This is a genomic window from Nocardia tengchongensis (assembly GCF_054781395.1).
The window spans coordinates 30,669-56,922 of record NZ_BAAGUM010000019.1 but is presented as its reverse complement, the minus strand read 5'-3'; the positions used below and the strand labels follow the sequence as shown (position 1 = coordinate 56,922).

The window sequence follows — 26,254 nt, the reverse complement described above, 5'->3', positions numbered from 1 at the left end:
GGGGGCTTGCGGCAAGGCCCCGGGTGTGCCGCACAATCATCGACCGTAAGGCGATGACCTGCGGAAATCAGGAGGGCGTTCATGGTCGATGTGATCATTGTCGGGGCCGGGCCGACGGGGTTGATGCTGGCGGCGGAGTTGCGGTTGCAGGGGGTCGAGGCGGTCGTGATCGAGCGCGATCCCGAGCCGACCAAGGTGGTGCGGGCGATGGGTATGCACGCGCGGACCATCGAGATATTGGATCAGCGCGGTATCGCCGATCGTTTCCTCGCGCTCGGCGCGCAGCACGACGCGAGCCGCTTCTTCGCCGGGATCGCCCCGCCGAATCCGGTGCGCCTGGACACCTCGTTCCCGTTCGTGCTGGGTCTGCAACAGCCGATCACCGATCGTCTGCTGGCCGAGCACGCGGTCGAGCTGGGCGTCGAGTTCCGGCGCGGCTGCGCGGTGACCGGTCTGACCCAGGACGCCGACGGCGTGACCGCGGACCTGTCCGATGGCACCCGTCTGCGCGCCCGCTACCTGGTCGGCTGCGACGGCGGCCGTTCCCCGGTTCGCAAGATGCTCGGCGTCGCCTTCCCCGGCGAGCCCGCCCGCATCGAAACCCTCCTCGGTGAGGTCGAACTCACCGCCCCGCAGGAGGAGGTGATGGCCGTGGTGATGGAAGTCCACAAGACCCACAAGCGTTTCGGCGCGGTCCCCCTCGGCGACGGCGTCTTCCGCATCGGCGCCCCCGCCGAGGGCGTAGCCGAGGACAGCGACATCCCACCCGCCCTCGAAGACCTCAAACGCCAGTTCCGGGCCTTGGCGGGCACCGATTTCGGCGCGCACTCACCCCGCTGGCTCTCCCGCTTCGGCGACGCCACCCGCCTCGCCGACCACTACCGCGTGGGCCGCGTCTTCCTGGCGGGCGACGCCGCCCACGTCCACCCCCCGACCGGCGGCCAGGGCCTCAACCTAGGCGTCCAGGACGCCTTCAACCTGGGCTGGAAACTGGCGGCCGCCGTCAACGGCTGGGCCCCTGCCGACCTCCTCGACACCTACGAATCCGAACGCCGCCCGGTCGCCGCCGACGTCCTCGACAACACCCGGGTCCAAACCGAACTCTCCCTACTGGACCCCGGCCCCCAAGCCATGCGCCGCCTCCTCACCCAACTGATGAACTTCGAAGACGTCCACCGCTTCCTCGTCGAAAAGGTGACAGCCCTCGACATCCGCTACGACTTCGCCTCCGACAACGACCTCATCGGCCGCCGCCAACGCGACATCCCGCTGAAGGACGGCCGCCTCTACGAGCACCTCCACCAGGGCCGCGGCCTCCTCCTCGACCGAACCGGCGACCTCTCGGTGGCAGGCTGGTCGAACCGCGTCGACCACGTCGTCGATGTCACCGAGCAGATCCCCGCCCCCGCCATCCTGCTCCGCCCGGACGGCCACATCGCTTGGGCAGGCACGGACCAGCAGGACCTCCTCGCGGCGTTGCCGCGCTGGTTCGGCGCCGCAACCAACTAACCCACCCGCATCCCCCGATGCCTGGCCCGCGACCACGCTCCGCGGATCCCGGGTGCGCTGCTCCGCCGTCGTCCGCCACCCAATTCGGCTGGGCGTCACGCTGATCCGCGCCCGGGCTGCGAAAGGTCAGCGGGTGAGGCGGAATGGGCCTCGGTGCCATTTCCAGTCGTGGCGGTGGACCAGGGCGGCGAGGTCCAGCAGCGTCAGGTCGGTCTCGGTGCGGAAGGTGTCGAGGGCCGGCCAGGTGAGCGGGCCGCGGGATAGACGGCTGATCAGCGTGGACTCGTGGTGGGCATCCACCTTGCGGGACAACAGTTCCGGGATGCCGTGGCGGCTGCCGGTCCAGGTGAGCCAGCCCCAGCCGAGGGAGTGGGCGTGGGCGCGGGAGGCGGCGGCCCGGGTGCGCTGCGGGTGCAGGGCGGTGTGGGCGAGGGGGAGGACGTCGATGAGGACGGTGCGACCGTCGGCGAAGGTGGCTGCGGCGGTGGGGTAGTGGACGCGTTCGCTGCCATCCAGGTCGTAGGTGACGGCGGTGGGCAGCTCGCGGAAGGACTGGACCTGGGGACTCGTGTCCAGGAGCCGCAGCAACCGGGCCTGCAACGCGGTGTCGAAAGTGACTTCACGGCCCAGCTTTTCGGCGTACATGCGACCCCGGCTGTCGTCGTCGTAGTCGAGACGACCGGCGGGGAGCGCGGGCAGCTCCTCCGGGGTGCCGCCCTCGGGCCACTCGACGCGGCGCAGCCACGCGGCCCAGACGTCGTCGGCCCCGTCACTCGCAGGGCCCTGCCCCGCCCCGCTGAGGGGCGTTCGCCCGGCCGCGGCATCGGCCGGGCGTTGCGTTGCGGCGCGGGTCGTCCGGCCTGCCGTGGTATCGGCAGTTCGCGCTGCGGGGTCAACCCGTCGCGCGCCGTCGTCGGATGCCTGCGCGGCCCCGGATTCTGTTGCGCGGGTGCCGTCCTCGTGCGACGGGACCGGCATCAGGTGCCAGCGGCCCTTCTGCTGCCAGCCGGCGATGCGCTGGAAGACGAAGCCCGCCAGGCGTTTCGCGTCCTGCAGGTCGTGTCCGGCGAGGCGGAGTTTGAGGTAGGACCAGTCCTGGGCGGCGATGTCGCCGTCGGTGGCATAGGTTTCGGCGAGCAGGGTGCGGACGAGGGCTTCGTCGCTGCGGCCGACGGGGTAGCGGTCGGCGAATACCGACAGGTCGGTCTGGCCGGTCGCGAGGGTCTGGCGCAGCATGGTGCCGACCGCGCGGGTGTAGAGCTGCCGCGCGCGGTCCCGGGATACGCCGAAGCGGGCGCCGAGCAGCATCAGGGTTTCGGGGTTCTCGCCGTCCAGTCCGAGGCGGCAGGTGATGAGTTCGGCGTCGCGGGGCCGGTCGGCGGCCACCTCGGCGGCCAGGTCGGCCAGCACTTCGTGGACGTGCTCGAGTCCGAAGTCGACCCCGTCTGCGGGGTCGTCGCGCAGCGGGGTGCGCGCGGTGCGTGCGTCGCTCGTGGTCAAGGCGGCCCCTACCCGTGTTCGCCAGTCTGTTCGACGAGCGTAGCGGGGCCTACCGACAGTCGGTGCAGCACGCGCGCAACGGGGGCGGACTGCGTGTCCCGGGAATGGTCCGGGCCGCGCGTGGCGGCCCCGGTCCGGGTGGTGTGGCTGTGGCTCAGAGGACGGCGTTCATGATGGTGCCCGCGCTGGTGGCGACGATGCCGCCGATCATGGCGCCCGCCACCATCTTCGGTGAGGCGAGCCCGCTGCCCGACCACTTCTCCCAGGCGAACCGGCCGCCGGCGTAGGTGATGGCCATGACGCCCGAGAGCAGGACGAACCAGGTGAAGTAGCGCACCAGTTTCATGAGTTTGTCCGCTACCGGGGGTGTCTCCGGTGTCGGGTTACCGAGCTGGGCGAGCTGGGAAGACGCGAAATCGTACTGGGAGAGCACAGTGTCGTGGAAGGCGCTGAGCAACATGGTCACCCTGCAAAGGTACCGCGAATTCGAGCCGACATGCCCGGGAATGTGCGCCAGATCTAGTGCGCAAGAACAACTTTCGTTGTGTTGTTGAGCGGATGACGAGATTCGAACTCGCGACCCTCACCTTGGCAAGGTGATGCGCTACCAGCTGCGCTACATCCGCATCGCTTCCGTTCCGGCGTTTCCGCCCGTCCGGCTGCGAGAGAGAACACTAGCCCATCCATCGCGCATTTCCAAAACGCCTGGCAAACCCCGAGTTCCCGATGCGTCAACAGCCCTTCACCTGCGCGTCTGCGGGAGCGCCTGCCTCCAGCCGCGCGCACGAGCACGTCCGGGGGGTTACACCCGGCTCCCGCGCTGAGCCGGCCGGTCCCGGCTCGGCGACCTGGCCCGGCGCGGCTATTTCGGAGTGTCCTCGTTCATCGGCACCAGCGCGGAGATCAGCGTCGCCCCGCCGAACCTGGTGGTGATCACCAGCTGCGGCGCCCAGGTCCGTTTGGTGGCGTCGGGATGTTGTTCGGTCACGACCATGATGTGCTGCCCGTCGAAGGGCCCGGGCATGATCTGGACGCAGTAGGTGGTCCCGACCGGGATGGAGTCGATACCCGCCTGGATCTGCTCGACCGTGGGCGCGGGCGCGTCGGGCGCGTACATCTCCCGCACGGCCTTGCCCGATCGGTCGACGTAGTAGCGATTCTGCAGCGCGAGGATGGCGTCCGGCCCCGACTTCGTACTACCGGGCCCGTTCCCGCGCACGGTGCCGCCCTTGGCCTCGTTGGGGCACAGGCCCGCGGGCAGTCCGCCCGCGGGTTGATCGGTGGCAGGGGTGGTGGCGGGCGCGCTGGCGGCGGGAGCGGGCGCGGAGGTGGTGGCCGCGGCTTTGGCGCGCGGGTCGTCACCCTCGCTGACCTTGGCGATCTGTACGACGATGGCCGCCGTCACCACGACCGCGGCCAGGACTCCCAGCGCGGGAACCGCCCACCCGCGCGGTCCCGAGGCGGGTAGCCGGAACCGGGGCACCGATCGCGCCGGACGGGGCGGTCGCTTCAATGGCCTGCGTTCGGCCGGGAATCCGAACGACGACGATCGTCGATCCTCGGTCGGTGCGAAGTCGCTTGTCGCGCGGTCGCGCAACGAGTCGTACGCGGCTTGCGCGCGGACCGAATCGTGCGCGGTCCGGGTGCGCGACACCGCCGCGGGCTGGGCCACCGGGGCTTGATACGGCGTGTCGGTGGCCCAGGACCGGGACCGCCCGGGCTCGGGCCGTTCCTCGTCGACTTCGGCGGCGTGACGCGGCTGGTACTCGTCTTCTTCGTACCCGTCGTCGTAGTCGTCCGCGTCGTAGTCGTCGTAGTAGTCCCCTTCGGCCGGGGCCTGATTCGCCGGGACCGGCCCCGACCGCCCGGTGATCCAGTCCGCCCAGCTGCCGGTATAGGTCTCGTCGTCCGGTGGCCGTACCGGCTCGGACCCCGATCCTGTTGTGCGCGATCCTGATTCGGTGGTGCTCATGGCGTCGCCTGTGGGCTGAGGTTGGGGATCAGCGGTGCCGCGCTACTCGGCGTACCGCTGGGCGTGACGGTCACCGCCGCGCTGGTGGGTGTGGTGCCGCCGCCGAGTGGGAACTGTCCGCCGGGCACGACCGTGGTAGTCGCGGTGGTGCCCGCGAAATCCATTCCCACACTCGGTTTGTCGCTACCCCCGCTGGGTGTGGCCCCGGGTGTGGCGGTCGCGGACAGGTCGTGGGCGACCGCCGCGAACCATTTGCCCACCCAGTCGGTCGGGCTGGCCCCGAATCCCGCGCCTTGGGCGTGGCTGTAGTCGTGTTTCTGCGCGGTGTTCCAGTACCGCACCCAGGTGGTGATGTCGAGCAGATCCTTGTTGTCGGTGACGTTCTGGGTGACGGCGGAGAAGGCTTGGGTGGTGAGCCTGCTGATGGTGGTGGGCGGCACCAGGTTCGCGGCGGCCCCGACCAGTTTGGCCCCGAACACGGCCAGTCCGGCGATCGGGTTCGCCAGCCCGGCGGTGGCGATCTCGGCGATATTGCCCGGTGTCAGTATGTCTTTCACCACGGCCACGATCGAGTTGATGGCGATGGTGCCGACCTTGAGCAGCGCTTGGAACGCGCCCGGGATGTCGACCTGGTTGTACGGGTTGGAGGCGTCGGCGATGCGCTGGGAGATCGATTTCTGTGGCTGGTAGGACAGGTCGGTGAGCGAGGTCCCCGAGATGTCCTTGTTCACCACGGAGGTAGCGGTCTTGATGGAGGTGAACGCCAGCGCCTCGGCGATCGACTTCAGTGACCCGATCGGGTCGCCGCCCGAGATCTCCACCTGCCCCGCGATATTGGCGACGGTCCGCACCAGGGGTGCGCCGACGGGGGTGTCGCAGGCCAGGTCGCCTTCGGTGCAGAATTCGGCGACCCGCCCGACCAATGATCCGAAGTTCTCGAGCGTGCTGCTGTCGGGTGCGATGCCCGCCCCGGATGCGGTTTTGGTGGCGGGCGGATCACCCAGTGCCGCCACCGTTTTCCCGTCGGTGCCGGGCGCCGCGGTGGGCAGTTTCTGATCAGGTTTGCCCGGGAACAGTGGCGCGTTGGCATTGCGGTTGGGGTCGCCGAACAGTGCGACGGCCGCGATCTTCTCGGCCGGGACCGTGCCCTTGCCCGTGCCGACTTCCTGCGCGAACACCGAGGCCACGTGCGCGCCCTGTGAGTATCCGGCGATGGCGAGCCGCGCGTTGGGGCATCGGTCGACGACCTGTTTGGCCATGGACCGCAGTCGCTCCAGTCCGCCGTTCACCGATTGGGTGTAGGTGGTGGTGGAGACCGCGATCACGCCGCCGAAGGAGGCCTCGTATGGCACGTAGGCGCGGTCGACGAGTCCGGCGTCGGCGGCCTCGGCCATCATGGGCCGGAACACTTCCGACAGCATGCCGGTGTCGGTGGTGACGGCGGCGTCGGGGGAGGATTCGCCGGTGCCCTGGATGCCGAGTGCGAACAGGGCCGGGCATTTGTCGATGGGCACGGTGGTGTCCGGCGGCCCGCCGCGGGCCGTCGCCGGGCCGAGCAGGCCGGGTCCGGCGACCGCTGTCGCCACGACGCAGACGGCGGCGGTCACGAGCGCCGCGCTCCGGAACCATCCGGTGGGCAGCAGTTTTCGATGCATGGCGCACCTCGTTCAGGTCATGGACTGGCTGGTTCCGCGCCGTGTTGCGCGCGTTCGGTGATCCGCGTCCCGGCTATCCTTGCCGCGGTGAGGATCTGCTCGGCGAGGAGCCGAACCGGTTGCGGGGGAGTGCGGGTGGGATCCCCTTCGTCCATCGGTGAGACGCCGGCGGCGGGATCCCAGGCCGCCATTTCGTAGGGTTCCAGCGCCCGCCATTGTTCGAGCCATCCCAGCCGCCAGGTGCGAGCCCCCAGTTCGACGGCCAGTCCTTCCATCTCCTCGCGCCGCTGCGCGACCGGAACCGGCAGCGGCCGAGCCGAATCCGCCACCGTCAGCACCCCCACCACTGCGCTGCCGACGGGCGTGGCCTGCGCCTGATGCGCGAGCAGCGCCCGGTGCAGCGCGTTCACGCCGCGCAGGTGACTGCGCCCGATCAACACCACCAGCGGCGAATCCATGTCCGCCCCGGCCCCGATCCGCGCCGGCCACCGCTGTCCGGCGTCCCCGGCCCACCGCAGGCTCGCGGCCAGACTGCTCACCCCGGCCCCGCCGTGCACGCCGACCAGCCACAGCAGTGGCGGCCGCGCCGGCCGATTGGGCACGGACCGATGCCACATGGGGACGGGTGTCGCGGCCGATGTCGGCGGAGTCGGCTCGACGGCTTCGAAAAGCTCTCCGCGGCTGGGGGATTGCGGCTGCGCGGTTCCCACCGATTGCTGCCCCGTACGCTCCGGCGGCCGACTTGTGTCGGGCTGGAGTGGCTGACTTGTGTGGGGCTGGAGTGGCTGTGTTGTGTGGGGCTGGGGCGAGTGACTCGTGCGGGGCGCGGGAGGCTGACTCGTGTCGGGCCTGGGCGGTTGAAGCGCACTGCCGGTGCGCCATTCGCCCGCGCCTCGCGGTTGCCATGCGGCGGACAGGTGTGGCGTCGCGGTGTTCTGTTGCGGTGTCGGCGGTGGCGTCGCGGTGTTCTGTTGCGGTGTGGGCGGCGGTGTCGTGGTGTTCTGTTGCGCTGTGGTGGGTTGCAGAGTGGGGCTGGGTTGCGGGCGTGGGCCGGGTGGTGGCGATGGGGTGGCCGGGGTCCGGGTGCTGGTCATCGCAGCGCTCCCAGCAGGGTGAGGTAGGCGTCGCGGGTTTCGGCGGTGAGCCGGTGCCAGGAGATGGAGCCGCCGGTGGCGAGGTGGAGGTCGAAGGGGATCTGGACGACGGCGCGGACCCAGGACCCGAGGTGGGTGCGTACGTGGTCGATGACGGTGGCGGCCGCGCCGGGCACCTGCTCGGTGAGCACGATGACGGCGTCGCCCACGACGAATTCGCTGAAGTTCTCGTCGAGCCAGGCCAGTGCGGGCTGTAAGCGGTTGATGGCGTCGGGTCGCGCCGCCACGGTGATCACCAGCCCGACCCGGGGATCGGAGAGCAGGGGAGCGGCCAGCCGGCTGGTGACCGGTGCGCCCGCGTCGAAAACGCCCAGCAGCCCGGCTGTTTCGAGATGCCGCGCCACCGAGATCAGTGATTCTCTGCGCGGCAACGGGTCCGGTGTCCGGGCCAGCACCCGCACTCCGGTCGAGGTCTGTCCGGAGCAGGCCCCCACGCTCGACGCCGACCCGGGATCGGCTGTGCCGAGCCACTTCTGCAGCGAGCTCACCGGTGCGGCGTTGTCGCATCCGCGCAAGGCCACGTCGCCGCCGCCGAGCGTGGCATCGACCACGACCGGCCACACGTCGCCTTCACTGTCCACCGCCGCCGCGGCGGCCAGTCCGAGCGCGGTGGTGCTGGCCCCGGACGCCCCGGACCCGCCCAGTACGAGCGCCGCGGGCACGGCCGCGCGCACCAGTTGCCCGCGCCCGCCCCGCAGCGGCACCCCGTCGGTGGGTGATCCGGCGGGCCCCGGCCGGTTCAGTTCGCTTTCCCGCGAATTCCCGTCGGCGGGTTCGGCGGCGCGCAGCCGATCGTCGATATCGACCATGGCTCACCGGCTTCCGGCGACGATCGAGGTGATGTCGGTGCGCCCGTCGCGGGTGGCGGTGGTGATGACCTGCTGCCACGAGGTCTGCGTCCCGTCAGGGTGTTTCTCGTCGACGGTGACGTTCCAGCGGTCGGTGTCCGCGCTGGTGATGGTGACGCAGTGCTGGGTTCCGGCGGGTGTCGCCGAAATCGCGTCGCGGGTGGCCTGTTCCGGCGCGACTTTGGCGTCGGCGCTGAGCACCGACCGCACCGCCGCGGTGTCGCGCAGCACATACCATGCGTATTCGAGCCGCATGATGATCCCGGGCCCGCTGGTGAGGTTGCCCGCCCCGGCCCCGCTCACCCGTTGCGGGGTATCCATCGCCGGGCACCACGTCGTCATCCCGGGCTGATTCCCGTTCGCGGTACTCGTCCCTGCCGCGCCAGCGGCATGCCCTGCGGAGGTGCTCGCCGGACCGGCCTGCGACCCGTCCGAATCACCGAGCGAGGACACCAGCCACGCGATCCCCGCCAACACCACCAACGCCAGCGAAACACCGGCAATCGCCAAGGCGCGAGCCCGGATCCGCATCCGCCGCTGCGTCTGCACCGCCCGTCGCCGCGCCTCGTCGACCAGCGCCGCCATCGGGTCCTCGGCCCTCAAATCCTCCGCGTCCCGCCAGAAGTCGACCTCGCCCGTGTCGCGCCTCTCGCCGACCGCCTGGGCAACGGCCCCTTCTTCGAGCCACGACGCCCACCCCGCGACCTCCACGGGTGCCGGCTCCGACGGCACGCCGACAGGCGCGATCTCCGGCATCACCGGCCGCCGATTCCCATCACCCGCCCGCCGACCACGATCGGTCTCCCGCCGATCACGCCCGCGGCTGTCTGCGCTGGATTCGTTCCAGCCGGAAGCGGATTCGCGCGGGCCTGCGCCTGAATTGGGCGTCGTGGCTTCGACGCGCGAGCTACTCGCTTCGTGCCGCACGGTCTCCGATGCCCCGCGAACCGTGGTGACTTCGAGCAGTGATGCATCGACCGCATGCTGCCCCGAACGAGTCGCGCCCTCCGCCGACTGTTCGGGTTCGGCCCCGGACGGCATCGAATCGCGCTTGCGCTGTGACGCACGCGGTTTGGGTCGGGGCGCGTCCGGCTCGGTCGGAACCGGGCCGCGTCTGTGCTGAGCCGCGCCGAGTTTCGGCAGCGGGAGGCTGCCTGCCGGGTCGGGCTCTGACAGCGGGTGGCCTGCTGCAGGGGAGGTCGGGTCGGGCTCTAACAGTGCGTGGCCTGCTGCAGGTGACGTCGGGTCGGGCTGCGATAGCGCGTGGCCCGCTGCGGGGGAAGCAGACTCGGGCCCGGCGGTGCCGGACTCGGGGGTGGCTGAGTCGGGTTGGGGCGGGCTGGGTTCGAGCCGCAGGAAGTCGCTGTCGGGGTGGGCCGAGGCGGGGTCGGGGGACGCGGTGGTGGCGTCGGGGTGGGGTTCGTGGTGGGTGGGCGGTAGGTGGCCGGGGGTGGATTCGCTGCCGGCGTCGTTGTCTGCGGTCACGGCGTCATCCGTGTCGTTTCGGTCACGCGCCCGACGGGGCGGGTTGCAGGGCGGCGATGAAGGCTTCCGGGGTGATCGCGGGCATCTGCGCCACCGCGGCGCGGAACGAATCGACCTGCGTGTTCACGCCTTCCACCACCTGCTCCACCACGGGCGCGGCCTGCGGCACCGCCGCCGCCACCTGCTGCCCCACCTCGGTGACCGCCTGCTGCACCACCGGAGCCGCCTGCGCGACCGGCTCCACCACAGGAGCCTGCTCCACCGGCTGCTCGACCACGGGCGTCGCCTGCGTGACGGGCGCGATCTGCTGTTCGATCGTGGCGGCGACCTGCTGCACAACGGGAACCGCACCCTGCGCCACCGGCGCAACCTGCTGCTCGATCGTCGTAGCCACCTGCTGCACAACCGGGGCCGCAGCCTGCACCATCGGCGCGACCTGCTGCCCGAGCGCGGCAACCTGCTGCAACGCGGGCGCGATCACCTGCGCGATCGGCGCGGGCACCCCGGGCAGCGCGACAACCGCCGAAACCGGCTGCACCCCGGGCGAACCCGCCGCCGGATCCGAACCCGGCACTTGCGCAGCAGTATCGATCAGGGCTGGGGGAGCGGGAGGCGCTGGCTGTGTCGCGTCTCCTCCACTGAGCGCACCTGCCCCAAGCGCGGCGAGAGCACCACCTCCGACAACCAGTGGAACGCTGGCGAGTCCGCCCAGAGAACCACCGCCGACACATCCTGCGATGCCGCCGACGATCGCGCCCGCGGGTGCTCCGATCCCGGCGGTCGGAATACCGGCGATAGCTGCTCCGGCGAGCGCTCCGACCACTGCGCCGACGCCGCAACCAACAGGGGCCAACACGGCGGGTGCGGCAATGCCGATGGTTCCGGCGCCGACCAGCGCGCCCATCGAGCTCGAGGCCGCCATTCGGTCGGAGTCGTCGCGGGAGAAGCCCATTCGGTCATAGGCGGCGGCGATCTGCCACTCCGCCATATCGAGATAGGCCTGGGCCTTGTCTCGTGTCTTTGTGTCGATCCAATCCGGCAGTTCGACCCGACCAGTGCCTACCCGCAGTTTGTGCGGGTCGGCGGGAATGACTTCGGGTGGACTGACTACTGATTCATCCGGCTGTGTCGACTGCGGTTGGTCGGCCTGTGGCTGCGTGGCCTTGGGCTGGATGATCGTGTCCTGCTGCGGCGTCGTCTGCTGCTTGGGCCGCGGCCGGTTCGGGGCCGGGATGGGTGGGTCCGGAATGTAATCCGCCGGACTTGGTGCCGCGGGCGCCGGAGGTTGGGTGCTCAGCCCCGGTTGCCCGTCGCCGGGCACCGCCAGCCCAGGCTGCCCCGGGGCGGCGATCGCCACGCCTTGGCCCGCGACGAGCGCGATGGGCAGCATCGATAACAGGATCGAAGTTCTTTTGGCTTTCATGTCCCCAGTTCCCCTTCCCCGAACGGACAGCAGCGGGCTCGCGACCCGAATCCCCCGAGTGCCAGGGCTTTACGCACCTCTGGCCCATGACACAGGCGGCCCACCGGAACCAGGTCCCGATGATCCATCATGAAACCCCACCACCTGCGATGATCATGTTGCGGCCCTGATGTTACCCGGATCGTGGGTCGCCGCAACCGGTTCCGTGACAGGAGTGACGAATTGTTAAACCGATCCGATCAACACTCGTAGGATCATCCGGTGCACCGGTCGCGTCGTAAGCTGCGCTCGACTGTCAGGCCCCCGAACCCGCGTCACCGCAACGCTTCTCGACCGTACTCAGGTCCACCCGGAGGAATCCTCATGCGCGCCAAGTCAGCACACCACGCGCAAACTTTTACCGCCGCAGCCGCGGCCCTGCTCGTCTCGGCTGCCGCTTTCACCGTCTCGGCCTGCGGGATGAGTGATCAATCGGCCACGAAATCCACCACCACCGCGGTGGATCCGGCCCGCGCTCCGGCGGATGTGCGCTGGGAGAACTACCAGGGTGTGCAACTCCCCATCGGCGGCCACGACGGTCCCAGCAAACTCGGCACGACCGCTGCCGGCTACACCCGTACCCCGCAGGGCGCGGCCTTGGCCGCCATCAACCACAGCACCCGCCTGTCCTTGGCGCCCGACGGCGTCTGGCCGCAGGTCGCGGCGATCTCCCTGATGCCCGGCGCAGGCAAGGACTCCTGGGTCCTGGCCCGCGCGCAGATCTCGATCACGGCTCCCGCCAACGCGACTGTCGCCCCCCATATCGCGGCCTACCAGCTCACCGCGTACACCCCCGACCGCGCCGATCTCACGGTCTACGCCACCTACTCCGACGCGAGCATCACCGCGACCACGGAAACCGTGCGCTGGGTCTCCGAGGATTGGCGACTCGAGCTCCCGGACCCCGCCGCGAAAACTCAGACCGTGCAATCGGTTCCCGCGATCCCTGCCGAAGCGGTGAAGCTCGCGCCTGCGAAGTAGTCGACCGGGCTGGATCGTGGGGCGGGCGATCGGGGTTATCCGATGAGCTTCAACCCCATCACGCAGGCCACGATCCCGCCGAGGAACAACAGTTTGACCGCGCTCACCGCAGCCTCACCGGTGGCCATCGAATACGCGACGGTCAACACCGCGCCGATGCCCACCCACACCGCGTACGCGGTCCCCACCGGCAGCCCGCGCATCGCGTAGGCGAGCCCCGCCATACTCACCGCGAGCGCCACACCGAACACGACGGTCGGCCCGAGCCGGGTGAACCCCTCCGACTTCCCGAGCGCGGTAGCCCACACGGCTTCGAACACCCCGGACACGACCAACACCAGCCACGACATGACAACCTCCGAAGGCCGTCTTGTCGCACTCCGGGTACGGCTCCATCGTCCGGGCCCCCGATTCGGGGACTACCTACACCATCGCAAACACCCAGCGACCGGGCAAATTCCTTCGTGGTGATCTCCGCCTCCACCTGGAGACCGGGCCGCTCACCTACTGGTTCTGCACGGCCAGCCGCCCGGCGAGCGCGACGAACGAGACCCCGAACACTCGTCGCATCCACGTCATGACCGCCGGCCGGGAAATGATCCGGCTGCGCACCGCCGCCGCGAAGCTCCCGTAGACGGCGAACACCACGAAGGTCGCGAGCATGAACATCCCGCTCAGTTCGAGCATGCGCACGGTGGCGCCGGTCGAGCCGCTCGGCACGAACTGCGGCAGGAACGCGAAGAAGAAGATCGTCAGTTTCGGGTTCAGCACATTGACCAGGACGGCGGACACGATCACCCGCCCCGCCGTCGGCGCGGCCTGCTCACTCTCCTCCGGGATCGAGAGAACATCCTTGTCCCGCAACGTATTCCACGCCATGTACAGCAGATACGCCACGCCCAGATACTTCAGCGTCTGAAATGCCACGGCACTCGCATTGAGCAGCGCCGCCAGCCCGGTGACCGCCGCCACCATGTGCGGCACGATCCCCAGCGTGCACCCGAACGCCGCGATCACACTGGCCCGCACCCCACGCGCCAACCCCGCCGCAAGCGTGAACAGCACCCCGGTGCCCGGCGTAGCCACGATGACAAGCGTCGTCAACAAGAACTCGATGCTCATCTCCCCGACAGTAACCGGGCCGAGGTTCAGCGGTAAGGCTAACGACGCCAGATCTCGCTGCCCAGGAACCGATCCCACTGTTCCGCGGAGAACACCAGCACCGGCCCACCCGGATCTTTGGAATCCCGCACCCCGACTGTGCTGGCCCGGTTCCCGAGGAACGCGATCTCGACACATTCGTTGGCGTCCGCCGAGCGGGACGACTTGAACCATCTGGCATTCGACTGATCGGTTATCACGCTGCGTACTCCTTCGCGATGTCCGACATCAGATCTCTGGTGTCTCTCTCGCTCAACGCTACTCGCTGCATCGACGAGATCGCCGTCTTGAACCTCTCGATCACACGGTCGCTCTCGAGGTAGAGCGCCCCCTCAGCTCCGTCGATGTAGACGCAGGGAGGCTCCTTCAAATGGCATGAGAGGAGCGGGAATTCGAGCAGTGTGAACGACAGGATGCCCAGGCCAGCATGGGTGTCCGCGCTGAACGGGACCACCCGGATCGATACGTTGTCCCGGGTGCCGGCCTCGGCGAGGTGGCGCAACTGTGCCGCCATGACCGCACGTCCGCCTGGCCGGTGCCGTAGCACTGCCTCGGACAGGACCGCGTCCATGCGGAAGTCGGGTTCCAGCGTGCGCTCCTGACGCCGTGCCGCGAGCTCCAATCGGCGGTCCACATCGATCTCGGTGAGGTCCGCGTGGGCGGCCCGAATGATGGCTCGACGGTATTCGGAAGTCTGCAGAAGGCCGGGCACGTGGACGAGCTGGTGGCTGATCCAGTGATTGCTGGTCGCTTCAAGTCGCAGGTAGTGATCGAAGTGTGGCGCGTACTGGTCGGCGTATGCCTGCCACCAGCCCTTGTAGGTGCCTTGCAGCTTGGCGGCTTTGTCCTGCTGCCGGACGTCCTGCCACATTTCCAGTGCTTCTCGTCTGACGTCCGAATCGACCTCGTAGAGGTCGAGTAGCGATTTCAGCTGTGGCGTAGTGACTTTCGTTGGCAGGCCGTCTTCCAAGCGAACCATTGTTTGCTTTGAAGTATCTATCTGGAGGCTGGCTGTTAGCAGTGAAGCTCCAACGCGCTCGCGAAGTCCGCGCAGAAATCGCCCGAATGCCCTTTTGGGAATGGTGGATCCGACCATTTCGTTAGCCTCTCTATCTGGGGAGTGACTTTCGTGGAGTGGCCCATCGTGGAACGCCAACGTAATCCCTTGAAGCTCTTCCGCAATGGTCGTTGTGCAATCACAGTTGAGTCAACCGAGAATTGCTGAAGGGAGGCCGAAATGCCCTGGGACGCATGGGCCCTACTCGCCATCATCGCCCTCTGCACCGCCATCACCGCCCGCACCGCCGTGGACTCCTACCGCCTGTCCCGAGAGTCCCGCCCCCACACCCTCCGACTCCCCCTCTCCGACGGCGGCCACCTCGACATCCCTTGCCCCCGAACCCTTCCCACCGGCCGCCACCGCCCCCACCCGATCAGGTGACCCCATGACCCCCGCCGAAATAGCAGTCCTGACCGCTCTCCACCCCAACCACACCCTCACCGCCCCCCAAATCCAACAATCCGCCACCCTCACCGCCCACCGCACCCGAACCGCCCTCTCCCACCTCGAATCCCGAGGCCTCATCACCCCCAGCAACCCCCGCTCCCGCTACCGCATCACCCCCCGAGGCCAAGCCGCCCTAGCCACCAAATCCCCTAGATTCTCCTGATGCGGTTCGCAGCGGTGGATGGCGCGGTTTCACGATGCCGAGCGACATGCGCGCCGTGAGCGTGTCGCTCGGACTTAGTCGGTAGTGAAATCGGCTGTAGGAATGACTTGTCCGGTGGATCGGGCGACCTGCATCAGTGCCTGCTCATGCAAGGTGGCGTTGTAGTCGGCGACAGCATCGGACACGACGAACAGTTCGATATCCCGCGCCAGGGCGTCGAAGCTTGTCGCCACGATCCCTTGGGATGCGAAAACACCGCAGACGACAAGCTGGTCCTTGCCCTGCCGCCGCAGTTCCACGGCGAGATCGGTCGCATAGAACGCGCTGAGGGATCGCTTGCGAACCCACGGCACCCCAGGCTCATCCATCCCCTCCAAGCATGACCGCGTCGCCTCGCCCGCGTCCGGCCCCTTTCCCCACAGCACCCCGCCCAGACCCCGCTGCCGTGCCACCGCGGCAGGCCGCGGTGCCGAAGCGATAACCGGCACGCTCCGACCGAAAGCCCAACCCGCAACCGTTCGGCACTGCTCGACGACTGCCGCCCGAGTCTGTTCCGCAAGCACGCTCACGTAATACGGCAGCAGATCGTGCACGAGAACCGCACATCGATCCCGCTCGATCCGCCAGCCCAGCCCACCCCGGAAGTCGGCGAACCGTGTCGGCTCGTACGGTGCAACATCAGCAGCGAAGGTAACCACGCCCTGGATCCTTTCAAATCCGCACCCGTGATCAGCATTCTGAAGCGAACGCGTCCTCGTGCACACGTGACGGTGGCTTTGGGGCGAAGGCAGACAAGGGGATTCTCGGGTGGGGGATATGCCACCGATTGTCGAGGTGCGCGGGCTGGGAACGACCTGCTACCAGCGATGCATTCATGCTCGGCCCGGGGCCGCCGACCAGGAGTAGCGAACGCTGGGTCAGCGCAGCCGCCTGCTACTGATCGCCCTGGCTGGTCTCTGTTCTGGTCTTGCGAGGCGGAAGCTTGTGTCCGAGAACTATCTCGGCATTGCGGCGGCGGGCTTCGAGCTGCTCCGGTGTCAACTGTCGCTGTACCGGATGCAAGGAGTCCTGCGTCAGTGCGCTCACTGCTGATCCTCCTCGACGATCGCTTCGATGGGTCTGGGTTCCACCCATTCTTCCCATTTCTCAACTGAATTCGAGATCAGGATCGACCGCACTGGTGTGGGTAATCGGGACAATGGCCTGCCCCGACCGGTCGGTACCAGCCGGTGGCCGGTGCCGCCCCGATCGGGGCAGTCGTTCATCGGATCACTTCAGATGCCGGGCGAAGAACCGGTTCGCTTCCTCTCCCGCGAACTGCGGGACGCCGGTGTGCCCGCCCATGTTGGCGTGCAGCGTCTTCTCCTTCGAGCCGAAGGCGTCGAACAGGTCCAGGGCCATCTGCCGGTCGTTGCCTTCGTCGTCCCACTGCAGCAGGACGTGCAGCGGGATGGCGACCTGCCGCGCCTCCTCGATGATGCTGCGAGGCACGTAACTGCCCGCGAACAGCACGGCTGCCGTGATGCGCGGGTCGATCGCCGCCAGCCGGACGGGGATGGAGATCACCCCGCCCGAGAACCCGACCGGGCCGCCGATGTCGGGCAGTTCGAGCAGGGCGTCCAGGGTGGCTTGCCAATCCGGGACCGCCTGGTCGAGCAGCGGGAGGATGAGCCGGTCGACAATGTCGTCGGTGACCGGCTCGCCGGCCTGCAGCGCCTTGCGCAGGTCGGTGCGGGCCTGATCGGTGACGGCGGGACCGGGGCGGTCACCGCTGCCGGGGAACTCGATGGTGGTCGCGGCGAAGCCTTCCGCTACGGTGTGCCGGGCCCTGGCCACCAGCCTCGGGCTCCGCAGTCCGCCGTTGGGCCCGGCAATCTGGCCGAGCAGGATCAGCGGGGTCGGTGCGGCGGCGGATTCGGGCGTCCACAGGATGCCGCGGATCTCGCCGACGGTGAACTCACGCTCGAGGACGCCGTCGTCGAGGCGTTGTTCGGAAATGAATTGCATGGTCGTGCCTTTCGGGAGTGCACATGAACGGCGCTCCCGGACGACCTATCGCCCGACCGTGACCCCTGAGGAGAGCACCCACGTCGATACAGCGTTCACGGGTACCACCTCCTCGGTCTTCTACACGGCCTCAGGAAAGCTAGCAGTGGCCGCCACGAAGCCGCAACGGGTTTTCGCCGGTTTCGCGTGACAGACTCGCCACATGAGCGCGCAGGACGATTTCGAGCAGGTGGCGGCGGCGCTGGCCGACCGCTGGCTCCACTTCGCCGAAGCCGCCCACGACCGCAAGCCCTGACTCACCGTTCGACGAGCATTGGGAAGCAACCGATTCCGGCCGTCTCATCGGATCGCCGAAGCCCTGCCGGCGGTCATCATGTCGCCGCCTGCGTGACTGCCGCCCTCGCCGGATCCGGTGGCCAGCCAGGCCCGCGGCGAGCACCCCACCCGTTGGGTGAACGCCCGCGTGAACGCCGGCGGGTTGGCGTACCCGAGCGCAGCGGCCGTGCGGCCGACGGAATCGCCTGCGCGAAGCCGGGATTGGGCGACGGTGACCCGCCAGTCGGTGAGGTATTCGGCGGGCGACTGCCCGACCAGCGCTTTGAACCGGGCCGCGAAGGCGCTGCGGGACATACGCGCCTCGCGGGCCATGGTGGCGAGGGTCCAGGGCTGCCCGGGCGATTCGTGCAGCGCGACCAGGGTCCGGGCGAGGCGTTCGTCGGTCAGCCCCGTCAGCAGCCCGGTGGGCAGGCCGACCTCGTCGGGGTGGTCGAGCATCCAGCGGAAGAGCTGGATGAGGACAACCTCGAAGAGCCGGTCCGCCAGCACCCGGTGCCCGCACCGCACATTGTCGATCTCGGCGAACAGCAGCTCGAGCGCCGGCGCCAGGGTACCGACGGCGTCGAGCGGCAGCACGATCACCGGCGGCAGTGTCCGCACCAGCGGATGTCCGGGGCCGCCGTCGAAGTCGAGTGTCGCGCAGGCGAAGTCGGAGTCTTCGTCGGGCGCGTTGTGGAAGGCGTGATCCAGCGGCCGCGGGTAGAACAGCAGGCTGGGCCGGTCGATCCGGCGCTTCTCGACGTGGCCGCCGACCCGCGGGTGTTCCATCTCCATCTCGCCGCGCCGGAGCACGTGCAGGAAGCCGCGTCCGGCGCGCGCGTCGAAAGTCGTGACGCCGCACAGCGGCCCGGTGTGGAACAGGTGGGTGCGCACCCGGAACCGGTCGAGCAGGGGCGAGATTCGGTCGAGGGACGTCACACTCCGACTATGTCAGACGATTCGGTAAGAAATCGAGACGATCCGTCACAATTCGTCCGGCAATCCTCGGCAATCTGAGAGGGCGTCACGGGGCGACCGGGGCGCATCCGAATCGGAAGTGAGGAAATCTCAATGTCTGAAGTCCCTCTCGTGCAGCGTGATTCCGCGACCGGAACCGTGCGGGACCAGCTCGATCAGATCCAAGCCGCCTTCGGTACCGTGCCCGCGATGTTTCGAGCGGTCGCCAACTCTCCCGCCACCCTGACCGCCATGTGGTCCGCGTTCGGCGCGTACGGCGGCGGTGCGCTGGGTCCGGCGCTGAGCGAGCAACTCGCGGTGGCGGTGGCCAACCGCAATGCCTGCGAGTACTGCCTGGCCGCACACACCGCCCTCGGTCGCAAGGCGGGGGTCAGCGGCGCCGCGCTGGCGGCAGCGCAGACCGGCCGCTCGGAGGATCCGCGCGTGGCAGCCCTGCTGGGCTTCGCCTTGCGATTGGTGGAGGAGCGCGGCCAGGTCACCGCGGAGGATGTGCGAGTGGTCCGGGAGCAAGGCTGGACCGATGAGCAGATCGTCGAAACCATCGGCCAGGTCGCGCTGAATCTGTTCACCAACTACGTGAATATCGCCCTCGCGGTCCCGGTCGACTTCCCCGCCGTGGGCCTGCGCCAGCCGGTCTGACCCCGTACCGTTGAGCGACGGCTCGGTCCGCCCGGTGGTCCGGCAAGGTGTCCCGTCGCCGGGCGGATCCGCGCCACCTGCATCAACCGCGTCGTCGCTCGAGTGCGGCTCGCGGGCATCATGAGTCCATGACGGAATATGCGCCTGCCGCGACCGGATCGAACACGCGAACCTCGAGCCGATTGCTGCTGGGGTTGATCGCCGGTTTGCTTGGGGGAGTGCTGGTTACGTCGGTGGCGGCGATCGGGCTGTTCATGCATCGCATCGAGACGGTGCGTGCCGATCCGGCCCCGGACGGGACGTATGCCGCCGCGGTGGTGCGAGTGCACAGTCCGATGGATGTCGACAGCTACGAGGTGTGGCTCGGCCGGTTCTCCGGCGGTGAGGTGCCGCGCGGTCATGTGGTGCCGATACCGCTGGGCTGGGGCACCGAGCCGCGCGTCGACTGGACTCCGGACACGGTGGTTCTGCACTTCGAGCCGGGCGGCGAGATCCGTGTCCCTATGACGATGGTGCTGGATACCCGGTAGTCGCCCGGCGGTGCTGGATCGCCCACCACACCTGCAGCGCCGTGCCCGCACTGCGCAGATCGGTGCCCGCGAGCTCCTCGAATCGGGCGAGGCGATAGCGAACGGTGTTGGGGTGCACGGTGAGTCGTTCGGCCGTGACGTCGACCCGCATGCCGGCGTCGAGGAACTGTGCGGCGGTCTCGATCAGGGTGCGGGCGGCCTCGCCGTCGCCGAGCGGGTCGAGGTAGCGGTGGGCGAGTTCGGCGCCCAGTTCGGTGTCGGCGGCGATCGCGGGCAGCAGGCCGACGCGGTCGAGGTCGAGGGGGCCGGACAGGCCGAACAGCTGGGCGGTGGCCAGGACTCGGGTGGCCAGGCGGAAGGAGCGGTCCAGATCAGTCAGTCGGGTGGCCGGGCCGTACGCGATCAGGCGTGAGCCTGTCGGGGTGGAATTTTCCACAAACCCGGCGAGGTCGCCGTCCACGGTGGTGATGAATCCGCGAACCGTCGAGAAGGCGGGTGTAACCCCTTGCAGTGCAGCGGATGTGGCGTTCTCCTCGGGCCGGGAACGGAACGCGCGGTACTCGCTTTCGGTGTCGAGACCCAGCTGCTGGGCCCGGATCTGGAGTTCCGCCGGTCCGAGGGTGCCCAGCAGCAGCGCGCGGGTGAACTCGGCCCGGAACTGCTCGTCGTGGCGGGCCTGGGCGATCTCCACCTCCCGGTGGGCGGCGCTGAACGCGATACTGGCCTGGTCGACCAGGTCGAGCAGATCGGTGATCGATTCCAGCAGCACCCGGTCGGCGACCTTGCCGATGTGGGCGGCGCTGGTCAGCTCGGCCAGGATCTCGCGCACCGCGATCCGCCAGCCGCTCTGCACATCTGCCAGTGAAACCCCTTGTCGGGCACGGGTTTCACCGAATTCACGGAGCGCCGACAGGTCCTCGGCATGCAGCGGACGCGAGTCGAGCAACGCCCGCGCCAGCCGCTCGAGAATGGATTCGGTACTGCGCGCGATCGTCGTCGCCGACAGTCGGGCGTAGACCGGCATCTCGGCGCGAGCGCGCGCGACCACCCGCTGGGCCATCTCCGGACTGTGGTCCAGGACCAGCGTGATCATCCGCTGCTTCGCGGCCGCGCGAGTCGAACTCATGGTGCCCCGACCCTACGACCGCCGGCTTGGAGAAATCAACAAACCGCGGCGCCCGAATTGAACCCCGCTTCCATGGCGCAGGTCACATCCGCCACGAATACTCGTGACACCGACCACAGTTGTTCGACGAAGGGCTCCCCGATGTACCTGACCCAGGGCCTGCACCGCGCCACCCAGCAGAAGCCCGATGCCGCCATGACCGTCTACGGCGAGCGGACCCGCACTAATTGGGAGGTCATGGATCGGGTGGCCCGGCTGGCCGGGGCCTTGCGCGGGCTCGGCGTCGCCCCCGGTGACCGGGTCGCCATCCTGTCGCTGAACTCGGACCGCTATCACGAATACCTGCTCGCCGTGCCGTGGGCGGACGCCGTGCTCAACCCGGTCAACATCCGCTGGAGCGCCGCCGAAATCGCCTACAGCCTGGCAGATTCCGACAGCCGCGTGCTGCTGGTCGACGACGCGTTCGCACCCCTCGTCGCCGCCCTGCGGGAACGATTCGACGGCCTGACCACGGTAATCCACTGTGGCGACGGCGCGACCCCCGACGGCATGACCTCCTACGAGGCGCTGATCGCCGCCGCCGAACCCATCGCCGACGCCCGCCGCGGCGGCGACGCGCTCGCCGGGATCTTCTACACCGGAGGCACCACCGGCTTCCCCAAGGGCGTCATGCTCAGCCACACGAACCTGATGACCTCCGCGCTCGGCGGCGTCGCCACCGGCTACCTGATGGCCCCGGACGCGGTGTTCCTGCACGCCGCGCCCATGTTCCACCTGGCCGACCTGGCCGGCTGGCTGGGCGTGCTCATCGCCGGCGGCACCCACGTGATGATCCCGGCCTTCGACCCGGTCGCCGTGCTGAATGCCGTTCAACAGCACCGGGTCACGTCGAGTGTGCTGGTGCCGGTCATGATCCAGCTGCTCGCCGATCACCCGCGCGCCGCCGAATTCGACCTCGGCAGCGTCGAATACCTCATGTACGGCGCGTCCCCGATCTCGGAGGCCGTCCTGGAGCGAGCCATGCGGTTGTTCCCCCGCGCCGGATTCACCCAGGCCTACGGCCAGACCGAGGCCGCCCCGATCATCACCCTGCTCGGCCCCGAGGAGCACCGGTCCGGCCGGTTGCGTTCCGCGGGAAAGGCGGTGCCGCACAGCGAAATCCGCATCGTCGACGCCGACGGCCTGGACGTTCCCGCCGGTGCGGTCGGTGAGGTGGTGACCCGCGGCGGCCACATCATGCTCGGCTACTGGCACAAGCCCGACGAGACCGCCGCGGCCCTGCGCACGGGCTGGCTGCACACCGGCGACGGCGGCTACCTCGACGCCGACGGCTACCTCCACATCGTCGACCGTTTGAAGGACATGATCGTCTCCGGCGGCGAGAACGTGTATTCCGCCGAGGTGGAGAACGCCATCGCCGCCCACCCCGCCGTGGCCGCGGTCGCCGTCATCGGCATCCCCGACGACGAATGGGGTGAGCGCGTCCACGCGGTGATCGTCTGCAAGCCTGGCCACACCGTGACCCCGGCCGAGATCCGCGATCACACCAAGGAACGCATCGCCGCCTACAAGGCCCCGCGCAGCGTGGACCTGGTCGACGCCCTGCCGGTGTCGGGCGCGGGCAAGATCCTCAAACGCGATCTGCGGGAACAGTATTGGGGTGGCAAGGCCCGCATGGTCAACTGACGCCCGCCGAGCTGAGGATTCCGGACGGCGCGCAGGGCGTGTCGGCGACGCTCCCTGCGCCACGGGCCACGCCGCACTATGGTCTGATCTGACCATACGATCCCTGCGAGAGCACCTACTGTGCCCTGACGCCACCGCGGCAGACCCCACCGCCGCCGAGACGAAGGCTGCGACACGATGAACGCTCCGACCACTTCCGCGCCGCGGCTCCGGCGGATCCTCCGCCGTGGCGAACACCGCATCGACACCGAGATCGACACCGGCGACGGCTGGCGATCCGGTGACGAAGCGGGCAGTGCCGGTGACGGTTTCGTCGCGCCGTCGGTGTTCTCCAGTGAGTTCGAGATCGCGCGCTACGACGCGCTCGGGTTGGCCGACGGAGCCGAGGTCCTGCCCGTGTGCCCGGCGTCGTTCCGCGACTTCATGCTCTTCGAACAGCACGCCGTGGACGCCGCCCGCGGACTCACCAAGCGCTTCCTCCCGGCGGGCTACCGGGTCGGACAGATCTACGAGGCGCTCACCCGCCGCACCTTCCCGCCGTTCCGGCCGCACGCGCTGTGGTACTCCCAGCCGATCTACTACATGTCGAACGCGCTGACGATCGTCCCGTCGGGGATTCCGGTCGCCCCGCCGGTCTACAGCCGAGCGTTGGATTTCGAGCTCGAACTCGGGGTCGTACTCGGCGCGCCGTTGCGTGACGCCACCGTCGAACAGGCCGCGGCCGCGATCGCGGCTGTCGTCGTGATCAACGATTTCTCCGCCCGCGACATCCAATTGCCGGAGATGCGTTCAGGATTCGGTCCGCAGCGGTCCAAGCACTTCGTCACCTCGATGTCGGCGACCGCGGTCGCCGGACCCGCCGTGGCCGACCGCCTCGACCGTCTCACTGCCACGGTCACCATCAACGGAAACATCGTCTCGCGCACCGGGACTCATGGCATGCGGTACTCGTTGGCCGAGGCCATCGCCCACGTGTCGCGTGGTGAACAGCTCTACCCCGGTGAGCTGATGTGCTCGGGCACGCTGCCCGGCGGATCGGGTATGGAGCTGGGCCACTGGCTCGCCCCGGGGGACGACCTGCGTCTGGAAATCGATGAGATCGGCGTCATCGAACACCGAATCCTGGCGGGCGGAACGGCGTGACCACGATGCCGCTCTCCCTCGAACAGTGGATCGCCGGCGGTGAGCGTACGCGCATCGCGGGCCACGAGATCTTCCATCGGCAGGACGGCCCCGCTACCGGCCGCCCGGTGACCCTGCTGCACGGATTCCCGACCTCCTCCCACGACTGGGCCCCGATCCTGCCGGCGCTGACCGCATCCGGCTGCCGGGTCACCACCGTGGACCTGCTGGGCTTCGGCGCCAGTGCGAAACCGGCCGGCCACGACTACCGCATCACCGAGCAGGCGACCATCGTCGAAGAACTGTGGCGTCATCTCGGCATCGGCCCGACCGCGCTGGTCGCGCACGACTACGGCGTCTCGGTCGCCCAGGAACTGTTGCACCGCAACGCGAGCCGGATCAGCGTGGCGGCGTTCCTCAACGGCGGCCTGTACCCGGACCTGCACCGTCCTACCCGCACGCAGCGACTGCTGCACAGTCCGCTCGGCGCGGTGTTCCAGCACCTGGCCACGGCCTCGATGTTTCGAAAGTCGCTGCGCGAGATACTCGGTCGCGCAGTCGACGACGAGCAGCTGGACGACATGTGGCGGGCCATGACCATGGGGCGCGGCCTGCGTGTCCAGCACCGGCTGCTGTATTACATCGACGAGCGTCGCCAGCACGCCGACCGCTGGCGCAGCGCGCTCGAACAGTATCCCGGCCCGGTGCAGTTCATCTGGGGCCCGGCCGACCCGGTCAGCGGCGGCCACGTCCTGCCCCGGCTCCGGGAACGCCTGCCGCACGCGCAGTTCACCGTGCTGGACGAACCGCCGACCACTGGCCACTACCCGCAGGTGGAGAACCCGGACGCGGTCGCTACGGCCTTGACCGCGTTCCTGAAGTAGACCCGGCACCGATTCACTGCGGGGAGTCTCGCCCCCCGCATCCGGAACGCTCTCCAGCTCTTTCGCATCCGGCCGAATCTGCTCGAGCGCCTGCCGCACCAGATCCTCGGACACCTTGCCCTTGACCGAGATCTCCGAATCCCCGATCTTCAGCGTGAATTTCGTGGTGCGCCCGGCCAGCCACGCCGTCACGCACGCGGTCACCGCACCCATCAGCGGCGCCGACTCGACCACCAGCTTGATGACCTCCTCCGCGCCCAGCACATCCGGCCGCGGCACACCGCTGATCCGCAGCTTGCGCACGGCGCGCAGGTCGTCGTCTTCCACGATCGCCTCGAACAGCGACCCCAGTTCGGCGATGTCGTCGTCGGCGTCGCAGATCGAGATGGTGATCGTCGCGGTCACGTGAACCCTCCCCAGCAAGTGTTGTGCCGCAAGTCTAGGCCGGCGGCCGCGGTCACCGGATCCCGGAAGAACAGTGGGAGCCGGACGGATTCGCGCGCCGGGTGCAGGGCCGTTCCGCCGGTCCACCCGGGGAACGGTCCTGACCTTCCGCACGCCGCTGCCGCCGATCCCGCTCGAGGATCCGAGCCGCCAACCGCACCACGGCCTCCTCCAGCCGCATGCCCAGCGATTCGGCCCGCAAAGCGGCCAGCTCCAGCGCGAACTCCTCGTCGGTGGCGGACAAGTCGCTCAAGATCTCGTCGAGCGCCATGCCGTCGATCGCCTGCTCCCGGGTCAGATCCCGTCCCGGCAGCCAACTCAGCACCCACCGTCCCCCGTCGGACCCGGGAATCAGATGCGCGGTCTCAGGCGTCATGTCACTGGTGATCGCCCGCCCGGAAATACGTAGCGCCATAGCCTTTCACCCCCTCGGAGCTGGACTCCTCGAAAATGTATGGCTCAGCGCTTAACGATCGCTATCGATTTCCTTGAGGCCCTGGAAGCTACGCCAGGCGGGTGGGGAGGGGAGCGAGGGTGTAGTTCTGCCAGACGTAGGTGTCCATCTGGTGCTGGTCGCCGGAGAGGTTGACGACCCGGTCGACCTTGCCATCGGTGTTGAAGTGCCACACCAGCGCCCAGATGGTGTCCACCTTGCCCTCGCCGGCGGTGGAGTAGCCGCGGTGGATGTCGACCACGTACTCGTCGTTGGCCTGGAGGAAGAAGGTCTCGGCCTTCATCCCCGCGGTGGCGAGCTGATTGAAGAATTCGACCACCTCGTCGATGCCGTGCTTGGTGCCGGAGAGCGGGTGGTGGCCGGGAATGGTCCAGGCGATGTCCTCGGTGAGGACCGCCCGCATGCCGTCGAGGTCGTAGCGGGCGTAGGCGTCGAAGAAGGCGGCGATCGCGGCGATCTTCGGATCCTGTTCGGTCACAACGTTTGTCGTCATACCGGCAGGTTATTTCTCGGCGGCGGCCGAGAGAAGGATCAAAATCGAATGGACCCGGAACGGATCGTTATCAATCGACCGACGTGTTGAGCGGATGACGAGATTCGAACTCGCGACCCTCACCTTGGCAAGGTGATGCGCTACCAGCTGCGCTACATCCGCGTGCCCGCCAGGCCTTG

Annotated in this window: 27 protein-coding genes, 2 tRNA genes, 1 pseudogene and 1 riboswitch; of the genes and pseudogenes, 8 read left to right on the top strand and 22 right to left on the bottom strand. The window is 68.8% G+C overall.

What is annotated here, in order from left to right:
* The first annotated feature begins 81 nt into the window (after nt 1–81).
* Nucleotides 82–1,509: a rifampin monooxygenase gene (gene rox, locus ACYVKL_RS35855; RefSeq protein WP_379172779.1), complete on the top strand. Its 1,428-nt coding sequence runs from the start codon at nt 82–84 to the stop codon at nt 1,507–1,509.
* Nucleotides 1,510–1,635: 126 nt separating this feature from the next.
* Here the strand turns inward: rox and ACYVKL_RS35850 are convergent, their stop codons facing one another.
* From ACYVKL_RS35850 to ACYVKL_RS35810, 9 genes are all read right to left on the bottom strand, one after another.
* Nucleotides 1,636–3,009: a sigma-70 family RNA polymerase sigma factor gene (locus ACYVKL_RS35850; protein ID WP_379172777.1), complete on the bottom strand. Its 1,374-nt coding sequence runs from the start codon at nt 3,007–3,009 to the stop codon at nt 1,636–1,638.
* Between the two features lie 154 nt (nt 3,010–3,163).
* Nucleotides 3,164–3,469: a hypothetical protein gene (locus tag ACYVKL_RS35845; RefSeq protein WP_213561281.1), complete on the bottom strand. Its 306-nt coding sequence runs from the start codon at nt 3,467–3,469 to the stop codon at nt 3,164–3,166.
* 93 nt (nt 3,470–3,562) lie between these two features.
* Nucleotides 3,563–3,635: transfer RNA gene (locus ACYVKL_RS35840), tRNA-Gly, on the bottom strand.
* Nucleotides 3,636–3,871: 236 nt separating this feature from the next.
* On the bottom strand, nt 3,872–4,981 hold the full coding sequence (locus ACYVKL_RS35835) for a DUF8176 domain-containing protein (RefSeq protein WP_379172775.1): 1,110 nt from the start codon (nt 4,979–4,981) through the stop codon (nt 3,872–3,874).
* Nucleotides 4,978–6,636, bottom strand: coding sequence for a cutinase family protein (locus ACYVKL_RS35830; RefSeq protein ID WP_379172773.1), 1,659 nt, complete (start codon nt 6,634–6,636; stop codon nt 4,978–4,980). Before ACYVKL_RS35830 ends, ACYVKL_RS35835 begins: the two co-directional genes overlap by 4 nt.
* A 17-nt stretch (nt 6,637–6,653) precedes the next feature.
* Nucleotides 6,654–7,238, bottom strand: coding sequence for a hypothetical protein (locus ACYVKL_RS35825; protein ID WP_379172771.1), 585 nt, complete (start codon nt 7,236–7,238; stop codon nt 6,654–6,656).
* A gap of 488 nt (nt 7,239–7,726) precedes the next feature.
* On the bottom strand, nt 7,727–8,599 hold the full coding sequence (locus ACYVKL_RS35820; protein ID WP_379172769.1) for a MinD/ParA family ATP-binding protein: 873 nt from the start codon (nt 8,597–8,599) through the stop codon (nt 7,727–7,729).
* A gap of 3 nt (nt 8,600–8,602) precedes the next feature.
* Entirely contained in the window at nt 8,603–10,123 is a 1,521-nt protein-coding gene (locus ACYVKL_RS35815; protein ID WP_379172766.1) for a DUF8176 domain-containing protein, read from the bottom strand.
* Nucleotides 10,124–10,145: 22 nt separating this feature from the next.
* Nucleotides 10,146–11,513 (bottom strand): hypothetical protein, encoded by a 1,368-nt coding sequence (locus ACYVKL_RS35810; protein ID WP_379172764.1) that lies wholly within the window; start codon nt 11,511–11,513, stop codon nt 10,146–10,148.
* A 396-nt stretch (nt 11,514–11,909) separates the two neighbouring features.
* Here ACYVKL_RS35810 and ACYVKL_RS35805 point away from each other — a divergent pair, with 396 nt between their 5' ends.
* Nucleotides 11,910–12,566: a DUF8175 domain-containg protein gene (locus ACYVKL_RS35805; protein ID WP_379172762.1), complete on the top strand. Its 657-nt coding sequence runs from the start codon at nt 11,910–11,912 to the stop codon at nt 12,564–12,566.
* A gap of 35 nt (nt 12,567–12,601) precedes the next feature.
* On the opposite strand, the gene ACYVKL_RS35800 is transcribed toward ACYVKL_RS35805, so the two are convergent.
* The 4 genes from ACYVKL_RS35800 to ACYVKL_RS35785 all read right to left on the bottom strand — a co-directional run bounded on the left by ACYVKL_RS35800 (nt 12,602) and on the right by ACYVKL_RS35785 (nt 14,823).
* Nucleotides 12,602–12,916 (bottom strand): DMT family transporter, encoded by a 315-nt coding sequence (locus tag ACYVKL_RS35800; RefSeq protein ID WP_379172760.1) that lies wholly within the window; start codon nt 12,914–12,916, stop codon nt 12,602–12,604.
* A 9-nt stretch (nt 12,917–12,925) separates the two neighbouring features.
* Nucleotides 12,926–12,989, bottom strand: a riboswitch (guanidine-III (ykkC-III) riboswitch).
* Between the two features lie 81 nt (nt 12,990–13,070).
* Nucleotides 13,071–13,688, bottom strand: coding sequence for a LysE family translocator (locus tag ACYVKL_RS35795; RefSeq protein ID WP_379172758.1), 618 nt, complete (start codon nt 13,686–13,688; stop codon nt 13,071–13,073).
* 38 nt (nt 13,689–13,726) lie between these two features.
* The gene (locus ACYVKL_RS35790; protein ID WP_379172755.1) at nt 13,727–13,927 is read right to left on the bottom strand and encodes a DUF397 domain-containing protein; all 201 of its coding nucleotides are present in this window, start codon (nt 13,925–13,927) and stop codon (nt 13,727–13,729) included.
* Nucleotides 13,924–14,823 carry a helix-turn-helix domain-containing protein gene (locus ACYVKL_RS35785; protein ID WP_379172753.1) on the bottom strand — a complete coding sequence of 300 codons (900 nt, stop codon included), beginning with the start codon at nt 14,821–14,823 and terminating at the stop codon, nt 13,924–13,926. The genes ACYVKL_RS35790 and ACYVKL_RS35785 overlap by 4 nt, the downstream gene beginning before the upstream one ends.
* A 141-nt stretch (nt 14,824–14,964) precedes the next feature.
* On the opposite strand from ACYVKL_RS35785, the gene ACYVKL_RS35780 reads away from it, so the two are divergent.
* Nucleotides 14,965–15,168: a hypothetical protein gene (locus tag ACYVKL_RS35780; RefSeq protein WP_379172751.1), complete on the top strand. Its 204-nt coding sequence runs from the start codon at nt 14,965–14,967 to the stop codon at nt 15,166–15,168.
* 303 nt (nt 15,169–15,471) lie between these two features.
* Here ACYVKL_RS35780 and ACYVKL_RS35775 read toward each other — a convergent pair whose 3' ends face one another.
* The 4 genes from ACYVKL_RS35775 to ACYVKL_RS35760 all read right to left on the bottom strand — a co-directional run bounded on the left by ACYVKL_RS35775 (nt 15,472) and on the right by ACYVKL_RS35760 (nt 18,658).
* Entirely contained in the window at nt 15,472–16,095 is a 624-nt protein-coding gene (locus ACYVKL_RS35775) for an isochorismatase family protein (RefSeq protein ID WP_379172749.1), read from the bottom strand.
* A gap of 235 nt (nt 16,096–16,330) precedes the next feature.
* On the bottom strand, nt 16,331–16,483 hold the full coding sequence (locus ACYVKL_RS35770) for a hypothetical protein (protein WP_379172747.1): 153 nt from the start codon (nt 16,481–16,483) through the stop codon (nt 16,331–16,333).
* 183 nt (nt 16,484–16,666) lie between these two features.
* The gene (locus tag ACYVKL_RS35765) at nt 16,667–17,404 is read right to left on the bottom strand and encodes a dienelactone hydrolase family protein (protein ID WP_379172745.1); all 738 of its coding nucleotides are present in this window, start codon (nt 17,402–17,404) and stop codon (nt 16,667–16,669) included.
* Between the two features lie 339 nt (nt 17,405–17,743).
* On the bottom strand, nt 17,744–18,658 hold the full coding sequence (locus ACYVKL_RS35760; RefSeq protein WP_379172743.1) for an AraC family transcriptional regulator: 915 nt from the start codon (nt 18,656–18,658) through the stop codon (nt 17,744–17,746).
* 132 nt (nt 18,659–18,790) lie between these two features.
* Here ACYVKL_RS35760 and ACYVKL_RS35755 point away from each other — a divergent pair, with 132 nt between their 5' ends.
* Both ACYVKL_RS35755 and ACYVKL_RS35750 read left to right on the top strand, forming a co-directional pair.
* Nucleotides 18,791–19,336, top strand: a complete 546-nt coding sequence (locus tag ACYVKL_RS35755; RefSeq protein ID WP_379172741.1) for a carboxymuconolactone decarboxylase family protein — start codon at nt 18,791–18,793, stop codon at nt 19,334–19,336.
* Nucleotides 19,337–19,464: 128 nt separating this feature from the next.
* Nucleotides 19,465–19,866, top strand: coding sequence for a hypothetical protein (locus ACYVKL_RS35750; protein WP_379172739.1), 402 nt, complete (start codon nt 19,465–19,467; stop codon nt 19,864–19,866).
* Here the strand turns inward: ACYVKL_RS35750 and ACYVKL_RS35745 are convergent.
* Entirely contained in the window at nt 19,838–20,992 is a 1,155-nt protein-coding gene (locus ACYVKL_RS35745) for a PucR family transcriptional regulator (RefSeq protein ID WP_379172737.1), read from the bottom strand. The genes ACYVKL_RS35750 and ACYVKL_RS35745 overlap by 29 nt on opposite strands.
* A 141-nt stretch (nt 20,993–21,133) precedes the next feature.
* Here ACYVKL_RS35745 and ACYVKL_RS35740 point away from each other — a divergent pair, with 141 nt between their 5' ends.
* The 3 genes from ACYVKL_RS35740 to ACYVKL_RS35730 all read left to right on the top strand — a co-directional run bounded on the left by ACYVKL_RS35740 (nt 21,134) and on the right by ACYVKL_RS35730 (nt 24,684).
* A complete protein-coding gene (locus ACYVKL_RS35740) occupies nt 21,134–22,678 on the top strand; it encodes an acyl-CoA synthetase (RefSeq protein ID WP_379172735.1) in 1,545 nt (514 codons plus the stop codon).
* Nucleotides 22,679–22,855: 177 nt separating this feature from the next.
* Nucleotides 22,856–23,821 carry a fumarylacetoacetate hydrolase family protein gene (locus tag ACYVKL_RS35735; RefSeq protein WP_379172733.1) on the top strand — a complete coding sequence of 322 codons (966 nt, stop codon included), beginning with the start codon at nt 22,856–22,858 and terminating at the stop codon, nt 23,819–23,821.
* A gap of 5 nt (nt 23,822–23,826) precedes the next feature.
* Complete coding sequence (locus tag ACYVKL_RS35730) at nt 23,827–24,684, top strand: alpha/beta fold hydrolase (protein WP_379173153.1); 858 nt, start codon at nt 23,827–23,829, stop codon at nt 24,682–24,684.
* Nucleotides 24,685–24,828: 144 nt separating this feature from the next.
* Here the strand turns inward: ACYVKL_RS35730 and ACYVKL_RS35725 are convergent.
* The 4 genes and pseudogenes from ACYVKL_RS35725 to ACYVKL_RS35710 form a co-directional block, all read right to left on the bottom strand.
* Nucleotides 24,829–25,011: pseudogene (locus ACYVKL_RS35725) on the bottom strand (effector-associated constant component EACC1); the annotation flags it as partial.
* 130 nt (nt 25,012–25,141) lie between these two features.
* The gene (locus tag ACYVKL_RS35720; RefSeq protein WP_379172731.1) at nt 25,142–25,543 is read right to left on the bottom strand and encodes a hypothetical protein; all 402 of its coding nucleotides are present in this window, start codon (nt 25,541–25,543) and stop codon (nt 25,142–25,144) included.
* Nucleotides 25,544–25,631: 88 nt separating this feature from the next.
* Complete coding sequence (locus ACYVKL_RS35715) at nt 25,632–26,075, bottom strand: nuclear transport factor 2 family protein (protein ID WP_379172728.1); 444 nt, start codon at nt 26,073–26,075, stop codon at nt 25,632–25,634.
* Nucleotides 26,076–26,164: 89 nt separating this feature from the next.
* Nucleotides 26,165–26,237 (bottom strand) — tRNA-Gly (locus tag ACYVKL_RS35710).
* Between the last annotated feature and the right edge of the window lie 17 nt (nt 26,238–26,254).

Bases quoted from the DNA above. Each gene is read 5' to 3' on its own strand.
- ACYVKL_RS35795 (WP_379172758.1), bottom strand. From the start codon at position 13,688: ATGAGCATCGAGTTCTTGTTGACGACGCTTGTCATCGTGGCTACGCCG.
- ACYVKL_RS35740 (WP_379172735.1), top strand. From the start codon at position 21,134: ATGTACCTGACCCAGGGCCTGCACCGCGCCACCCAGCAGAAGCCCGAT.
- ACYVKL_RS35715 (WP_379172728.1), bottom strand. From the start codon at position 26,075: ATGACGACAAACGTTGTGACCGAACAGGATCCGAAGATCGCCGCGATC.
- ACYVKL_RS35830 (WP_379172773.1), bottom strand. From the start codon at position 6,636: ATGCATCGAAAACTGCTGCCCACCGGATGGTTCCGGAGCGCGGCGCTC.
- rox (WP_379172779.1), top strand. From the start codon at position 82: ATGGTCGATGTGATCATTGTCGGGGCCGGGCCGACGGGGTTGATGCTG.
- ACYVKL_RS35735 (WP_379172733.1), top strand. From the start codon at position 22,856: ATGAACGCTCCGACCACTTCCGCGCCGCGGCTCCGGCGGATCCTCCGC.
- ACYVKL_RS35835 (WP_379172775.1), bottom strand. From the start codon at position 4,981: ATGAGCACCACCGAATCAGGATCGCGCACAACAGGATCGGGGTCCGAG.
- ACYVKL_RS35750 (WP_379172739.1), top strand. From the start codon at position 19,465: ATGACGGAATATGCGCCTGCCGCGACCGGATCGAACACGCGAACCTCG.
- ACYVKL_RS35720 (WP_379172731.1), bottom strand. From the start codon at position 25,543: ATGGCGCTACGTATTTCCGGGCGGGCGATCACCAGTGACATGACGCCT.
- ACYVKL_RS35765 (WP_379172745.1), bottom strand. From the start codon at position 17,404: ATGCAATTCATTTCCGAACAACGCCTCGACGACGGCGTCCTCGAGCGT.
- ACYVKL_RS35755 (WP_379172741.1), top strand. From the start codon at position 18,791: ATGTCTGAAGTCCCTCTCGTGCAGCGTGATTCCGCGACCGGAACCGTG.
- ACYVKL_RS35805 (WP_379172762.1), top strand. From the start codon at position 11,910: ATGCGCGCCAAGTCAGCACACCACGCGCAAACTTTTACCGCCGCAGCC.
- ACYVKL_RS35810 (WP_379172764.1), bottom strand. From the start codon at position 11,513: ATGCTGCCCATCGCGCTCGTCGCGGGCCAAGGCGTGGCGATCGCCGCC.
- ACYVKL_RS35785 (WP_379172753.1), bottom strand. From the start codon at position 14,823: ATGGTCGGATCCACCATTCCCAAAAGGGCATTCGGGCGATTTCTGCGC.
- ACYVKL_RS35780 (WP_379172751.1), top strand. From the start codon at position 14,965: ATGCCCTGGGACGCATGGGCCCTACTCGCCATCATCGCCCTCTGCACC.
- ACYVKL_RS35800 (WP_379172760.1), bottom strand. From the start codon at position 12,916: ATGTCGTGGCTGGTGTTGGTCGTGTCCGGGGTGTTCGAAGCCGTGTGG.
- ACYVKL_RS35745 (WP_379172737.1), bottom strand. From the start codon at position 20,992: ATGAGTTCGACTCGCGCGGCCGCGAAGCAGCGGATGATCACGCTGGTC.
- ACYVKL_RS35845 (WP_213561281.1), bottom strand. From the start codon at position 3,469: ATGTTGCTCAGCGCCTTCCACGACACTGTGCTCTCCCAGTACGATTTC.
- ACYVKL_RS35730 (WP_379173153.1), top strand. From the start codon at position 23,827: ATGCCGCTCTCCCTCGAACAGTGGATCGCCGGCGGTGAGCGTACGCGC.
- ACYVKL_RS35820 (WP_379172769.1), bottom strand. From the start codon at position 8,599: ATGGTCGATATCGACGATCGGCTGCGCGCCGCCGAACCCGCCGACGGG.